13 protein-coding genes are annotated in these 13,967 nt (G+C 59.6%); 1 reads left to right on the forward strand and 12 read right to left on the reverse strand.

Translation table 11 applies throughout. The features are described 5' to 3' along the window. Position 1 precedes the first annotated feature (1 nt). The 6 genes from ABMC88_RS03700 to ABMC88_RS03725 form a co-directional block, all read right to left on the reverse strand. Complete coding sequence (locus tag ABMC88_RS03700; RefSeq protein WP_349575471.1) at positions 2-1,369, reverse strand: DUF6638 family protein; 1,368 nt, start codon at positions 1,367-1,369, stop codon at positions 2-4. Further along, entirely contained in the window at positions 1,366-1,935 is a 570-nt protein-coding gene (locus tag ABMC88_RS03705; RefSeq protein ID WP_349575472.1) for a HEPN domain-containing protein, read from the reverse strand. Before ABMC88_RS03705 ends, ABMC88_RS03700 begins: the two co-directional genes overlap by 4 nt. 5 nt (positions 1,936-1,940) lie before the next feature. Beyond that, the gene (locus ABMC88_RS03710) at positions 1,941-3,872 is read right to left on the reverse strand and encodes an AAA family ATPase (RefSeq protein WP_349575473.1); all 1,932 of its coding nucleotides are present in this window, start codon (positions 3,870-3,872) and stop codon (positions 1,941-1,943) included. 89 nt (positions 3,873-3,961) lie between these two features. After that, positions 3,962-5,080, reverse strand: coding sequence for a hypothetical protein (locus tag ABMC88_RS03715; RefSeq protein ID WP_349575474.1), 1,119 nt, complete (start codon positions 5,078-5,080; stop codon positions 3,962-3,964). A gap of 62 nt (positions 5,081-5,142) precedes the next feature. Continuing rightward, a complete protein-coding gene (locus ABMC88_RS03720; RefSeq protein ID WP_349575475.1) occupies positions 5,143-6,219 on the reverse strand; it encodes a coiled-coil domain-containing protein in 1,077 nt (358 codons plus the stop codon). A gap of 161 nt (positions 6,220-6,380) precedes the next feature. Further along, positions 6,381-7,172: a hormone-sensitive lipase gene (locus ABMC88_RS03725; protein ID WP_349575476.1), complete on the reverse strand. Its 792-nt coding sequence runs from the start codon at positions 7,170-7,172 to the stop codon at positions 6,381-6,383. Positions 7,173-7,265: 93 nt separating this feature from the next. Between ABMC88_RS03725 and ABMC88_RS03730 the strand changes: the two genes are divergently transcribed. Then, positions 7,266-8,738 (forward strand): NAD-dependent succinate-semialdehyde dehydrogenase, encoded by a 1,473-nt coding sequence (locus tag ABMC88_RS03730; RefSeq protein WP_349575477.1) that lies wholly within the window; start codon positions 7,266-7,268, stop codon positions 8,736-8,738. A gap of 43 nt (positions 8,739-8,781) precedes the next feature. On the opposite strand, the gene ABMC88_RS03735 is transcribed toward ABMC88_RS03730, so the two are convergent. The 6 genes from ABMC88_RS03735 to ABMC88_RS03760 form a co-directional block, all read right to left on the reverse strand. Then, a complete protein-coding gene (locus ABMC88_RS03735; RefSeq protein ID WP_349575478.1) occupies positions 8,782-9,504 on the reverse strand; it encodes a hypothetical protein in 723 nt (240 codons plus the stop codon). A gap of 140 nt (positions 9,505-9,644) precedes the next feature. After that, positions 9,645-10,115 (reverse strand): Hsp20 family protein, encoded by a 471-nt coding sequence (locus ABMC88_RS03740; RefSeq protein WP_349575479.1) that lies wholly within the window; start codon positions 10,113-10,115, stop codon positions 9,645-9,647. A 152-nt stretch (positions 10,116-10,267) separates the two neighbouring features. Further along, positions 10,268-11,029, reverse strand: coding sequence for a trypsin-like serine peptidase (locus ABMC88_RS03745; RefSeq protein WP_349575568.1), 762 nt, complete (start codon positions 11,027-11,029; stop codon positions 10,268-10,270). A 127-nt stretch (positions 11,030-11,156) separates the two neighbouring features. Then, on the reverse strand, positions 11,157-12,512 hold the full coding sequence (gene glcF, locus ABMC88_RS03750; RefSeq protein WP_349575480.1) for a glycolate oxidase subunit GlcF: 1,356 nt from the start codon (positions 12,510-12,512) through the stop codon (positions 11,157-11,159). Between the two features lie 9 nt (positions 12,513-12,521). After that, entirely contained in the window at positions 12,522-12,887 is a 366-nt protein-coding gene (locus ABMC88_RS03755) for a hypothetical protein (protein ID WP_349575481.1), read from the reverse strand. Next, entirely contained in the window at positions 12,884-13,966 is a 1,083-nt protein-coding gene (locus tag ABMC88_RS03760; RefSeq protein WP_349575569.1) for an FAD-binding protein, read from the reverse strand. Before ABMC88_RS03760 ends, ABMC88_RS03755 begins: the two co-directional genes overlap by 4 nt. Position 13,967 lies beyond the last annotated feature (1 nt).

Raw genomic sequence — 13,967 nt, forward strand, 5'->3', positions numbered from 1 at the left:
CCTATCTCCTTTTTACAGCGCCCCAAGGGCCGACTGCCTCGATCATATCAGGCAGGGGGGGCGGCTTTTTGCGTCTTCGTGGCAGGGGCGGGACAACCAGTTCGGGCGCATGGCCGAACAGCGCATCGCGCACACCGGATTTATCCTTAAGATACTCGCGCTCAAGAAACTCCGCAACATAGGCCTTTTTCGCCTCGGGCCACGCGGCGTAGGTATCGTAAAACAGGTCTTTGTGGCAGATGAAAAGCTGGCGAATATCCTTGGGGGCAAGCTGCGCGAGCAGCATGTTCACCAGCGCCGCATCGGGCGTATCCGCAGCCCGCAACGTGTAGAAATACACAGGATCGGCGCTGTCGATGTTCGGGAACGCGCCGCCATTCTCGGCCCAGTTCACCAACTGCCCCAGCGTGTGGAACTCGGGCGGCAGCAGGTCCGCGTGCCGCCGCGCCAGCCTGCGCAGATCGCCCCGCGACAGGTCCGACAGATCGCCCGCCTCTGCGGCCACGGCGTCGATCAGGATAAAGTCCATCTTCTGCCGCAAGATCGCCGCCGAGGCGATGCCCCGCGCCTCCAGAATGGTCTCGGTCAGGCCGTTGAGCTGAAAGAACTGCGCGATGCGGTTGCGCTGTGTCGCGTCAAAGACATAGTCCATCGGAATATCGTCCAGCCCCGCTTTGCCCGCAGGCGCAATCACCGCAGGGTGCGCGAGGTCCTGAAACACGTACAGTCCGCCAAAATGCGCGGTCCAGAAGTTGCGCTGATCGAAACTCATGGTCTGCAACTTGACCGGATTGCGGACCACATCGCCGGTCTTGCCCGCCAGATCAATCATCTGCGCGATCAGCACATCGTCGTACCAGCCGCCTTCGGTATCGCGGAACTGGTCCACCATCTGCGTCAGTTTTTCAGCATCCTGCACCGTGCCGCCCGTGGTATCGGCCTCAATCGTGATGCGGCGAATATCGAACAGGCGCTTGGCCTCCGACACATCAAACACCGAATTCACCAACTCCCCCGCCACCGCGTCCTTGGCGGTCAGCGCGAAAAGGGCTGCTTCATTTTGCTGAATAAACTCAATCAGCACCCCCTTCGAGGTCGAGAACTTCGCCCCCAACAAAGGCGCTGTCCGCTGCTCCACACTCAACAAGATAAACTGCCGGTTCACGCCCTTGTGGTTGAGGTAGAGCGGATCACCCAACTCATCCCCCACCTCGGGCGAGTAACCGGAGATGTCGATGTAGAAATCGTCCAGCTCCGTCCGCTTGCCCGTCAGATGATGCAGCGCACGGTTATACCGCTCCACCAAGGCGGGCGAATGGACGTGGAAGAGATTGCCGAACATCAGACCGGCGCGGATGAGGCGGTTCATTTGCTGTCCTGTGTGCCGTAAAGAATTTCCGATTGCCTCATAATTTTACGCCTCGCATGATCAGGAAATTTCTGCCCAAATGTGATTGAAAGAGCACGCCAACTTTCAATTTTGGACAGCGTCAAATTGAAAGGCTTTCCGTCAATAATTATTGGAGCCCCGTGCGCAATAGTATTGCGCACCTCATTAATCTGATTGAGGTTGTTCTTAAACTGAATTGTCGATTGCCCCCGCCAGCTCAAACCTTCAAAAATATCATCCACACCTATTCTTCTAAACAATCTAGTAATATTTTTCGGATTTGGATTACCCCATGTGGACCATGATTCACGGTAATTTTTGCTTTGTGAAGGATTAAAGGTTCCGAATAAGTGCCTTGAACAATCCCAAAACACCTCCTCGACGAACGCCTGTAAGACAGCTGAAAGTAAAACAACGCTGGCCTTATTTAATGCTGCTCCCTGATGGCTACCATCAGATAGCCGGACTGGTGCCCCCACCCCACCTCCATGCAATGCCTTTCGGGCTGAAATTACCTCATCAAGTTCGGTGAGCACTAAATCCATGCTTTCTATATCTCCCCCAAAAACCGCTTCTTCGCCTCAACATTGCGCCCCATATCCCGCACCATCGCGTCAATCGCCACCTCATCCGACTTATCGGCATAGCGGAACTCTGAATCCGCGTAGCGGTTGATCTCTTGCACCACCATCTCCACCGTGATGGGCTGGCGCATCTCCTCGATCATCGCCTTCTTGGTGTCGTAGTCTTTGAACAGGAACAGGTCGGGCTCCTCCATCCATTCATCCGGCAGCTCGAAATCCATCGCGCGCACCTTTACCGCATCGGTGATGTTCTTGATCGCGCGGCCGGTAAAGCGGGGGTCGGCCTCTTGGATGCCCTTCAGGTACGTGCCCAGCTTGTTGATCGTATCCAGTTCGCCCACCTGCCCGCGCACGGCATCATAGACCTCCAGCAGCCCCGCCTCATGCGGCTTGCCGTGGCTCTCGAAACTGGCGGCAACTGCCTTTTTGATCGCCTGCGCCTCGAACACCGTATGATCGCCCAGCGGAATATCGTGGTTCTTGCCCATCAGCAGATAGAGGATATCAACGTAGTCCTCCCGCGTCTGCGGCCCGTCGACCAAGAACCGCGCCCCGGCCCGTTGCCGCAGGGCGTCGTCCACATTCTCGGGGTAGTTCGAGAACATGCCGAAGGTGCAATTCCCGCGCACAACGGTATTAGCGCCCGCAAAACTCTCCATCAACACAGCCGTGATTTCCAGCTGGCCCGCGCTGGACTGCCGATCGCCACGCTTGCCCGCAAGCTGGTCGATGTCATCAATGGTGCCAAAGCCGATAACCGATGGATCAATCACATTGTTGATAAACGCCTTGGCGTTCTGCCCCGACTTACCCTGATAGCTGTCGATGTTATCGGTCGATAGGTTCTGATAGCGGAAGGGATAACCCGCCACGCCGCAATACTCCGAGATCAGCCCCGCCATCATCTGGATCAGCGTCGTCTTCCCCGTCCCCGGCGCGCCGTCGCCCATGAAGGTAAAGATAAACCCGCCCAGCTCCGCAAACGGATTGAGCCTGCGGTCAAAGTCATAGGCCATCAACATCTTGGCCAGCTTCATCGACTGGTATTTCGCGATGTGGTTGCCCACCACCTCGTTGGGTTTCTTGAACGTCATGGTCAGCGTAGTGGATTTCGCCGCCGACGCAGGACTGAACCCGCGCACCGTGAAATCATCCGCCTCCACATGCCACGCGGCGGCGGCAAACGCCTCAAGCCGCGGCGCAGTGGCGGCCCGCAAGGCGACCTTCTCCATCAGGCTCTCGGCAAACGCACTGACCGTTGTAACCAGACGCGCATCATCACTGGCATGGGCGGCAATGTCCTGATCCAGCTCCCACAACGCGCCGTGCAACGCGGTCTGCCCATTGTCGGTCAACACCTCATCCACGTCGCCGACCTCAACAGCCGCCTCGGGCAGATGCGACGACAACAGATAGGCCGTGGCATTGCCAAAGACATAGAGCGTCACCAAAGCCTCCGCCGCCAGCAACTCGCCAAACTCCGCCTTGCGCGAGGCGGGCAAAGACCCCTCCAGATTGGCGCGTTTCAGGTCGCCCAGCCCCGACTGCTCCGCCACATTCTCGGCCACCGCCAAAGCAATCGCAATGGCGCGCCGAACAGCATGCAGCACCGTCGCCTGCAACGGCGACATCAAGGCATCGTCGCCATCCGCCCCCTCAACCCGCGCCAGCAACTGCACCGCACCCGTGGCCACTCGCCGCTGCGTCACTAACCCCGGCGTGGTTGAGCGGAACCGCCGCCGCGTGCCAATCCCGCTGGACCGCTCCGCCGCAGGCGCATTCGCCGCCTTGCCAATACGGGGCGCATGATCGAAGCCTTCAATCAACGCCTGCGCCACGCCCACATGCTTGGCAATATCTTCTTCCCGAAGCTCCATCTGATCAGATGTCTGGCTCATCTCCACCCCTCTCTAAATACATACCGGCCCTGTTTTTTCTGGCCAAAAATACTCAATCCCACAGCCACAAACCGCGCAAACGCCTGCGTTCAATACTGCAAAACACGCCCCTTAGGGCTGACAACAAATTTGCGCACACCGTTGAACCCTGGCGGGTCGTGCTCTTCCAACACCTGATAGGGGCGCTGCGGCAAGATGATGCTGCGCTGTGTGCGGGTCGCCCCCAGTATTGTTGATTGCCGGCCCATCGGATCAATCGAGAATATCTCGCGCTCTACCGTGGAAAACCACCCTGCCTTCTCTTCGATCACGCGGTCCGACACGAGGTCCTCTTCGGTCCAGACCATCGCCCAATCCTGTCCTTCGGGGGCTTTCGCCTCGGCCAATACATCGCGCAGCGGGCCGTTCTGGCGGGTGTATTGGTGGCTGTACATCGGCCCCAGATGAAACCGCCGCAGGCGTTTGGGATGCAGGTCGTCAAAGTCTTCGTCGAATCCGCGCGCGATTGTGACCAGTTGCAGCCCGCCCAGCGCCTGCGCGCTCAGGTGGGCCTGCACTTCTGGCCAACGGCGGGTGTCGCGCAGCAACGGCGTATCGCCGGAATCGTCAAGATCCATCAAATAGATCACCGGCAGATTCACCTGACTGTCATAAGTCGCCCAATGCACCCGATAGCGGCGGCGCCCGTCCACATCCTGCACCCATTTGGCCTGCGGATCATTGCGCACCCAAAACAGATCGCCCTTCAACAATTCCTCGTAATAGAGCCTTTGCGAGAGACTAAATTGCAGCTTGGTCGGCACTTTCCGATCGCTCAGGATCGCCTGTACCATCTGGTCTTTGTGCGCCTCAACCGAGGGCAGCGCGGCCAGATGCACCTGCGCTTGCTGCGCGTCATTGGCCATGGTCATCAGCTCTTCGGCAACGGGAAATCCGCTGTCTTGCCCGTCCACCGTGAGCGAGCCGAAAAACCGCCCCGTCTCGCGGCCGACCAGCAGATACTTCCAGCTGAGCGCCTGAAACGTGTAGGTCAGTTTGGTCGCGTAAGTCGCAAGAATATCCACCTCGTCGCGCGACAGCTGGCCTTCGGCCTCCATCACGCCCGCAACACGCAGCATGTGCTGCATGATGCCTTGGAACTTGGCGAAATACCTGCGGCTGGCGAAGGTGTCCTTCAGGTCATAGTGGCCGGCGGTCGGGTCCGTCATGTCACCCCCCGCAAGCGAAGAGTACGGCAGGGCCGCAGGCCCAACGCACGATGAGCGCCCGCTTACTCCCCATACGCATTGCTGTCATGCTTTTCGATAATCGCCGCAAACCGACGGGCAAAGCGTTCATCCGCTTTCGCCTTCTGCTCCAGCACATCACGGGCAAAGACCATATGATCCTCGTGCTTCTCCATCATCTCGGCCATACGCGCATTGGTGGCAGAGCCGATCCCCGCCATTGCCGATTGTGCCTCTTGGTCCGTTTTCACACCAATCTCGTTGATGCGGTGGGCCACGTCCTGCTGCTGCGCAGTTTTCAACGACTTGGTCAGCGCATCATACAGCACGACACGTTGTTTCGTGTCGGTCTGCAACTTGTTGATCAGCACCATCTGCGTTGCCGCCTGATTTTGCAGTGAATCAACCCAGGTCTTGCCTTTGTCGATATAGCGTTCCAGCGTTTGGGACTTGGCGAGCTTGACCTGCTCCTCCTGCACCATCGCGTTATAGCGGCTGTTTGCGTCGGCCAGTTGCGTCTCAAGCGCAGTGCGCTTCGCCGCGTCCGTCTCGGAGGCAATGGCGTTTTCCAGCTTGATAATCTCGGGGTCCATCGCGCCGATGTCGGCGCGCAGCGCCTCCAGCTCGGCCACGGTCATTTCGCGATCATCAAGCGTCTCAACCAGATTGCCCTCAACCTTGGTCTTCTGCTCTTCCAAAACAGCCAGCTGCCCTTCGAGAAGTTGAACAATCGTATCGGACTTGGCAATCAGGTCCTGCAACTTGTCATCGATCGAGGCGCTGCGCACGCGTTCCTGCCGCATGCTGTCGGCCTTGGCCGACGAGAAGATGCCGATGACGCTTTCCCAACCGGTCTTGGAGCGCATCTCGTCAAAGTCGCGGCTGAAGCCCGCGGTCACATCGTCGAGGCCCATAATCAGCTCGGCGATATTGGCATTCATCACATCCGTATGGGCATGCACATCTTCAAGCGAGGCGTTCTCGATATCGATCTCGGCCGCGTCGCCTGTTTTCAGCTTGGCACGCGCGGTTTCAATCCGGCTTGTCAGCTCGGCGATTTTGCTTTGGGCCTCGGCCACCTGCGTTTGGGATTCGCGCACCTGCGCATCAAGATTTGCCATAAATACCTCCGGTCAAAAACGTCTTATCGGTTATATAGGTAATGTTAAGGGGATTTACATCCCCTCCACATTCCCGTTTTGCGAAGTGTTGCAAACCCGTAGCTCAAAGGGAAGCGGGTTTCACAGTCAAGTCACAGATACCTTAACCCCTGCGGGCCGGATTATTTAAGGCTCAGCAAAGCCTTTATCATGGCGCTTTCGGGGTCGGTCAGCGCGTCGATGACGTCAAAGTGGTGCGCGTCTTCGGCAACCACGCGGCGCGCACCCCATGCGCGGGACAGCTGTTCGGCCTGCTCCAGAAACGCGGGACGCTCATCGGCGCCGACCCAAATGGTCACGTCCAGACCGTGTGGCGGCTGCATGTTCACAGGGCTTTCGGCCTGGGCTGTGGCGGCGTCGATCTGCAAGACCTCGTTCATGCTCGTCTCCATCAACGGGGCCAGATCGGCCACGGGAGAGATGGGGATCACGGCGGTGATGCGGTCGCGGATTTCCGACGGCAGGACAAGCGGGTCGGTCATGCGGCACACCAGATGGCCGCCCGCAGAATGGCCCGCCAAGGCCAGTTTGCCGAAAGTGCGGTCCGCCACACGGGTCACGGCGGCTGCGATCTGGCGGGTGATCTCATCGATGGTCACGTCAGGGCACAGATCATAGCTGGGCATTGCAACGGCCCACCCCCGCGCCAGCGCCCCCGCCGCCAGATGCGACCACGTGGACGCATCGAACGCTTTCCAATAGCCGCCATGCACAAAGATCACCGTGCCCCGTGACACGCCTTCGGGCAGGAACATATCGAACGCCTGTCGCGGGCTGGACCCGTATTTGACACCCAATTGCGCCCGCGCACCAAGTTCATCGCGAAACGCCTGCGCCTGTTGCTGCCAGCGTGGCGGATAGGCATCGGCACCCTCAATATGCGCACCATTGGCATAAGCATCATCTAGCTTCATCGTGGTGTTCCTCTCCTTGTGAACTGGACAAACATATCCAGACTTGCTTTGGGTGCCCAGAACGATTTGCCTTTACCGTCAAGGAGACGCTGCATGACCGCTTCTGTTACCGACCTCAAGTCGATGCTCAAAGACCCTAGCCTTTTGGAAACACGCGCCTTTATCGGCGGCAAGTGGGTCGAGGGCGAAGATGGCACATTCGACGTGATCAACCCTGCACGCGGCGATGTGGTCGCAAAAGTCGCCGACCTGAGTCGCGCTCAGGTCGCGGGCGCGGTTGCACAGGCCGAAGCCGCGCAAAAAGAATGGGCCGCTTGGACGGGCAAGGAACGCGCAGCCGTGTTGCGCAAATGGTTCGACCTGATGATGGAGAACCAGGACGATCTGGGCACGATCCTGACCGCTGAACAGGGCAAACCACTGGCCGAAGCCAAGGGCGAGATCGCCTATGGCGCGTCCTTCATCGAGTTCTTCGGCGAAGAGGCCAAGCGCATCTACGGCGAGACGATCCCCGGCCACCAGCGTGATAAGCGCATCACGGTAATCAAACAGCCTATCGGCGTTGCCGCATCCATCACGCCTTGGAATTTTCCGAACGCGATGATCACCCGCAAGGCCGCGCCCGCGCTGGCCGCTGGCTGTTCCTTTGTTGCCCGCCCCGCAGCAGAGACTCCGCTGTCTGCCATTGTCATGGGCGTGCTGGCCGAGCGTGCCGGCATTCCTGCGGGCGTGTTCAACGTTGTGCCTTCGTCATCCTCGTCCGAAGTGGGCAAAGAGTTCTGCGAGAACCCAGCCGTGCGCAAGCTCACCTTCACAGGCTCTACCGAAGTGGGTCGCATCCTGATGAAGCAAGCCGCCGAGCAGGTCATGAAATGCTCGATGGAGTTGGGTGGCAACGCGCCGTTCATCGTGTTTGACGATGCCGATCTGGATGCGGCGGTCGAAGGCGCGATCCTGTGCAAGTTCCGCAACAACGGCCAGACCTGCGTTTGCGCCAACCGCATCTATGTGCAGGCGGGTGTCTATGACGCCTTCGCGGCCAAGCTGAAGACGGCTGTTGAAAAGCTGAAAGTCGGTGACGGGTTCGAGGACGGCGTGGCCCTCGGCCCGCTGATTAACCCCGAGGCCGGCGAGAAGGTCAAAGAGCATATCGACGATGCGACCGCCAAAGGGGCGACCGTATTGTTGGGTGACGGTGGCGTGATGGACGGCAACTTCCTTGCGCCCACTATCCTGACGGGCGTGACGCAGGACATGGTTGTGGCGCAGGAAGAGACATTCGGCCCGCTGGCGCCTTTGTTCAAATTCGACACTGTGGATGATGTGATCGGCATGGCGAATGACACGATCTTTGGTCTGGCCAGCTATTTCTATGCCAAGGACCTGAGCCGCGTCTACAAAGTCGCCGAGGCGCTGGAATACGGGATCGTCGGTGTGAACACCGGCCTCATCTCGACCGAGGTGGCCCCGTTTGGCGGCGTCAAGCAATCCGGCCTTGGCCGCGAAGGCAGCCACCACGGCATCGAAGACTATCTGGAAATGAAATACATTTGCATGAGCGTCTGATCGTTTTGCCGCCGCCCAAGGCTCCCTTTGGGCGGCGGCGCATTCAATTCACAAAAACGCGGGCCATTTGCGCGTCGAACTTGGCCCACGACATCGAGGCCTTGTTGCCCGCATATCCGTGATAGTGGGATTGGCCTGTATCATTGGGTAAACCCGCCCAGATTTTTGCCAGATTATTCATAAACGTGCGGCGGCTCATCTTGCCGGCCTTGGCCTTGTGGTACCCTGCCTCGGCCAGCAGCACATCGGCAAGCTGGTCCTGCAAATCGGGACTGAAGCGTTGCGAAGGTGAGGCACCGACCTGCTGCATCACATGGCGCAGCGTGGGCGGAATGAATTGGTAGCGCCCAATCGCGTGGGGCTGGCCCGGTGTGTCTGCGATCCATTTGTAAATCTCGGCCACGGTCATTTGCGTGGGCTTGCGTGGCGGTTTGATCCGCGCCCCATGTTGCACGGCGTCATAGCCATCGCGGCGCGATTCCGCCTGCTGGATGATCTGGCGAATGACCTGTGCGGCATTGCTGGTCATGCCGCGATGCTTGCCAATGACCTCCCGCGGTTTGGCGGGGGCGAACAGGCTTGCCCCTGCGCGGCCGACGAACAGGCTGGCGGGGGCGCTGGCCTGTGTGCGGCCAAGGGATGCAGCGGTGGGTTGGATCAGCGCGGCACGAGGGGCTGGCTCAAACAGGGACACCGCCCCTGCGCATAGGCTTGTTGCTGTGAAGACCCCTGCGATTGCGCCCGCGCACCATGACCAATTGCTCATCCCTGAAACTCCTTTTTCCGTCGGATAAAAAGGAGTGTGCCAGCGACAGGTTGATATTTGGTGATGCGCGGAAGGCCGAATGCAAAAAAGTCCGGCGCAGGGATGCGCCGGACCTTCGTTTCAAGCATTCGAGTGAAGGGTTAGTTCACCGATTTCGCATCAACCACATCTTTTGTCAGCGCGGCGCTGTCCGATGTGATCTGGATCTGGCGCGGTTTCAGCGCGTCGGGCACCTGACGCTCCAGCTCGATGTGCAGCATACCGTCGGCATGGGTCGCCCCTGTGACGACAACGTGGTCGGCCAGATGGAAGCGGCGCTCGAACGCGCGGGTGGCGATGCCACGGTGCAGATAGGTCTTGTCCTCGGCCTCATCCGCTTTGCGTGCAGAGACGATCAGCGATTTCTCACGCACCTCGACGCTTAGATCGGTATCGGAAAAGCCCGCAGCCGCAATGGAAATGCGGTAGGCGTCATCGTTCAGCTTTTCGATGTTATAGGGCGGATAGCTGGGTGTGCTTGTCTCGGTTGTCAGCACGCGGTCCATCATATTGGCGATCTGGTCGAAACCAACGGTGGAGCGGTAAAGCGGTGCAAAATCATAATTACGCATAGAGTCATCCTCATATCTTGAGCGATTGTCATATGGGCCTTCCATCAGCGGACAGGCCCGTTTTGGTTCCGTCAGAACCCTGCATAGGCGTCCTGACCCAACCGATGTGGGGGCGCTGAATTCTCATTTCAAGAGGGGGCGGAGGCCTGGCCCTATGGCTTGATGAACTTTGCACCATTGCCAGTTTTTGCATCGCCTACCCGGATACGCTTTTGACCCGGTTTTGCCCCCAGATAAACGGCGCGCCCCGCAACCAGCTCTGCCTGAAGCTCGGCCAATGGCTGGCCCAGCGCGGTCCCAAGCGAGACTTCCTCGCCGTGGACCTCGGCCTTGGCCGATACGACTGAAACGATCTGGGCTTTGCCGTCTTGGACCACAAAAATCGGCGCCCCGCTGGAACCGAAATCGACCGAACATGACGTGACAAGCACCCCGTCCTGACGGGCCAGCACGGCGCAGACTTCTTGCAATGACGGTGCCTCGGCACGGTCCAGCGCATAGCTGACAACGCCTACGCGGTCCCCTGTGCGGGGCTGGGCCGCGGTCTGGAACGGTGGGATGGAAGTGTTGCGGATGGGTTGGGCCAGCTCTAGCAGCGCCAGATCATTGCGCACCCGCTCTGACGATAGCGTCTCGTGAAATTCATACTCGGGGTGCACAACTACGCGGGCCACATCACGGTAGGCGCCTGCGCGGCCATTGCGCCAACCGGCAAGGAATTCGATATGGCCTTCGTCGATACGCGTGCCGGTTTCACCATCAAAAAGGCAATGCGCCGCCGTCAGCACCAATTTGGGCGCGATCAGCGTTCCTGTGCAAAACCCTTTGCCCTCAATGTCCAACCGCCCGACGGCCTGCCATGCTTTTGCATCGTCCCCGTTATCCAGCCGTTTGAGCTGCACGTCTTTCGCCATAGCACCAGAGGTGAGGAATAGGCCGATAACGGTCAGAGAAATCCAACGCCGCAAATGAATAGCCCCCAACTGTACCCCATAGCCTTCAGCGCGTACCTGCAAGATGCGGCAAAATTAGGGCAGTGTGTCAGCGAAGACGCGGAATGTTGTCTTTTTGCCGATCCACCCCGTCCAGCGCAGGCGGCTTTGGCCCGCCCCACGCCCAATCCAACAGCTCGACCGAATGCACAATCGGCGTTTGCGCCGCCGAGCCGATCTGCATCATACAACCGATGTTCCCTGCCGCGATGATGTCGGGGTTCTTGGCCTCTAACGTCTTGACCTTACGATCTTTTAACTGCGCCGAAATCTCGGGCTGCATCAGGTTATAGGTGCCGGCAGAGCCACAACAAAGGTGCGGATCCGCAGGCTCGACAATGGTAAAGCCCGCCTTCCTCAGCAGTGTCTTGGGGTGCGTTTTGATCTGTTGGCCATGCTGCAAAGAACAGGCAGCGTGATAGGCGACAACGGTGCCTTTTTCGGGCAGCTCACGCGTGGGCTGCGCCTCGGAATAGGACCAGTCACCGCCCGTAAGCTTCATCAGCACCTCCGAGACATCGCGGGCAATGCCCGCTACACGCGCCGCATCGTCGGCCAGCGGATCGTTGCGGAACATATGGCCGTAGTCCTTGACCGTGGTGCCGCAGCCGGAAGTGTTGATCACAATCGCATCCAAGCCGCCGCCATCCATCTCGGCCGCCCAAGCGCGGATATTCTTGGCCGCTGTGTCGTGGCTCTCACTGGTTTTGCCCATGTGATGGGTCAGCGCGCCACAGCACCCTGCGCCTTCGGCCACCACCACCTCGGCCCCCAATCGGGTCAACAAGCGGATCGTTGCATCGTTGATATCAGTATTCAGCGCCTTTTGTGCACAGCCTGTCATCAGCGCCACGCGCATCCGTTTTGTAGCTTTCGGGGCGAAAGTCTGCGGATCGTCATTGCGGCTGACGGGCGGGATATGTTTCGGCGCCATCTCTAGCATCGCCCGCAGGCGGTCATCGGGCATGAACCGCGCAAACGGTCGCCCGATTTTGGCCCCCAACAGCGCCACGCGGAACCGCATCGGATAGGGCAAAATCCGCGCCAGCACCCAGCGCAAGGCACGGTCCGAAAAGGGGCGCTTGTACTTCTGCTCGATATAGTCGCGGGCATGATCCACCAGATGCATATAATGCACCCCCGACGGGCAGGTCGTCATACAGGCCAGACAGCTCAGGCAGCGGTCTATGTGTTTCACTGTTTTCTCATCAGGCACCCGCTCGTTTTCAAGCATGTCCTTGATCAGATAGATACGCCCCCGCGGGCTGTCCAACTCGTCCCCCAACACTTGATAGGTGGGGCAAGTCGCCGTGCAAAACCCGCAATGCACGCAGGCGCGCAAAATCTCGTTTGCGCGGGCGGTGCCTGGCTCTTTGAGCTGGTCGTCAGTGAAAGTCGTTTGCATATTATCCCCTCAGGTGGCCAGCAAATTGGCGCTCGCCAAACCGAACCACGGCACCGTTGTGCCCATTGCTCCTATCACAGCGGTCCAGCGCCGCATGCGCCGCCCGCCATCCATCCGCCGCAACGCCTGTGCGCCATAGGCCAGAACGCCAATCCAGCCGCCCCAAATAAACGCAAGGCCCGATCCCGTCACCAAAAGGTTGCGCCCCCAAAGCTCCGCAAACCCAAAGCGCAGCGTCAATCCAATCGCGGCACACAGCGCGGTGAACAAGGCAAGCCTGCGAAAGGCCGCGGGCGACGGGCCGCCCTGCGTCAAGGCGCGAAAGGCCAACGGGCCACCGACGAACACAATCACAAAAAGCGCAGCATAGGTCATCCCATCAGACCTGCATTCAACACGCCACGCGGATCGAACCGCGCACGCACGCCTGCCGTTAACCGCGCAACACCCGCGGCCTCCTGCTCAAACCGGGCAAAGCCATTGCCCCGCACCAGCGTTGCGTGCCCGTCATAAGCACCCAACGCCGCCCGTAGGTCATAGCCCCGCGCCACAGCCAGCCAAATCAACCCGCCTGCCCAGTCATAGCGCACAGCATCCGCATCCACCCGCGCCACCAGATCGGGCGCATCTGACGGCTTGCATGACACCCGCCATACATCACGATCATTCTCTGCAAACCCGTCGACATCGCGCCACGCATCCCAACGGGCTGTGGGGTCTTGCTCGACTGTTGCTTCACCGCCCAACAGGTCGCGCAGCGATTGGATCCGGTAGGCAACAGACGCCTCAAACCCCTCAACCCGCAACAATGTCTCCCGCGTTTGCGGATCATGGGCCGCAGCGGACACTTCATAGGGGCTGCCCAGCGCCGATGCCAAAGCCGCGACCGCAGCCGCATCGTCCAACCCGTGCAGAACCAATGTCGCCTGCGTCTCGGGACACGGCAGCGCCTTCAGCGATACCTCACTCAACACACCAAGCGTTCCGTGCGCCCCCGCCATCAACTTCACAAGATCATAGCCGGTCACGTTCTTCATCACCCGCCCGCCGTTTTTGACGACAGTGCCGACGCCATCAACAAACCGCACACCCAACAGGAAGTCCCGCGCTGCTCCGACAGATATCCGCCGCGGCCCGCTCACGTTCGCGGCCATCACACCGCCAATCGTCGGCGCACCGGTGGTTCCCATCAGCACGCGGTGGTCCATAGGCTCGAACGCAAGCCGCTGGTTCTCCGCAGCCAAGGCCGCTTCAATCTCGGCTACCGGCGTTCCTGCCTTGGCCACAACGGTCATCGCCCCCGGCTCATACAGCGTGATCCCGCTAATCGCCGAAGTGCTCAGTCCCTCGCCCGCACAGATAACGCCACGCGTTCCGCCACCAACAACCGCAAGCGGCACCGCCGTCGCAGCAATCACCTCGGCCAGTTCGGCTTCATCCGCTGGCATATGCATA

The sequence above is a fragment of the Sulfitobacter aquimarinus genome, assembly GCF_040149565.1.
Taxonomy (GTDB): Bacteria; Pseudomonadota; Alphaproteobacteria; order Rhodobacterales; family Rhodobacteraceae; genus Sulfitobacter; species Sulfitobacter aquimarinus.

Coding starts and splice junctions, on each gene's coding strand:
- ABMC88_RS03700 (WP_349575471.1), bottom strand. CDS start 1,369: ATGAACCGCCTCATCCGCGCCGGTCTGATGTTCGGCAATCTCTTCCAC.
- ABMC88_RS03705 (WP_349575472.1), bottom strand. CDS start 1,935: ATGGATTTAGTGCTCACCGAACTTGATGAGGTAATTTCAGCCCGAAAG.
- ABMC88_RS03710 (WP_349575473.1), bottom strand. CDS start 3,872: ATGAGCCAGACATCTGATCAGATGGAGCTTCGGGAAGAAGATATTGCC.
- ABMC88_RS03715 (WP_349575474.1), bottom strand. CDS start 5,080: ATGACGGACCCGACCGCCGGCCACTATGACCTGAAGGACACCTTCGCC.
- ABMC88_RS03720 (WP_349575475.1), bottom strand. CDS start 6,219: ATGGCAAATCTTGATGCGCAGGTGCGCGAATCCCAAACGCAGGTGGCC.
- ABMC88_RS03725 (WP_349575476.1), bottom strand. CDS start 7,172: ATGAAGCTAGATGATGCTTATGCCAATGGTGCGCATATTGAGGGTGCC.
- ABMC88_RS03730 (WP_349575477.1), top strand. CDS start 7,266: ATGACCGCTTCTGTTACCGACCTCAAGTCGATGCTCAAAGACCCTAGC.
- ABMC88_RS03735 (WP_349575478.1), bottom strand. CDS start 9,504: ATGAGCAATTGGTCATGGTGCGCGGGCGCAATCGCAGGGGTCTTCACA.
- ABMC88_RS03740 (WP_349575479.1), bottom strand. CDS start 10,115: ATGCGTAATTATGATTTTGCACCGCTTTACCGCTCCACCGTTGGTTTC.
- ABMC88_RS03745 (WP_349575568.1), bottom strand. CDS start 11,029: ATGGCGAAAGACGTGCAGCTCAAACGGCTGGATAACGGGGACGATGCA.
- glcF (WP_349575480.1), bottom strand. CDS start 12,512: ATGCAAACGACTTTCACTGACGACCAGCTCAAAGAGCCAGGCACCGCC.
- ABMC88_RS03755 (WP_349575481.1), bottom strand. CDS start 12,887: ATGACCTATGCTGCGCTTTTTGTGATTGTGTTCGTCGGTGGCCCGTTG.
- ABMC88_RS03760 (WP_349575569.1), bottom strand. CDS start 13,966: ATGCATATGCCAGCGGATGAAGCCGAACTGGCCGAGGTGATTGCTGCG.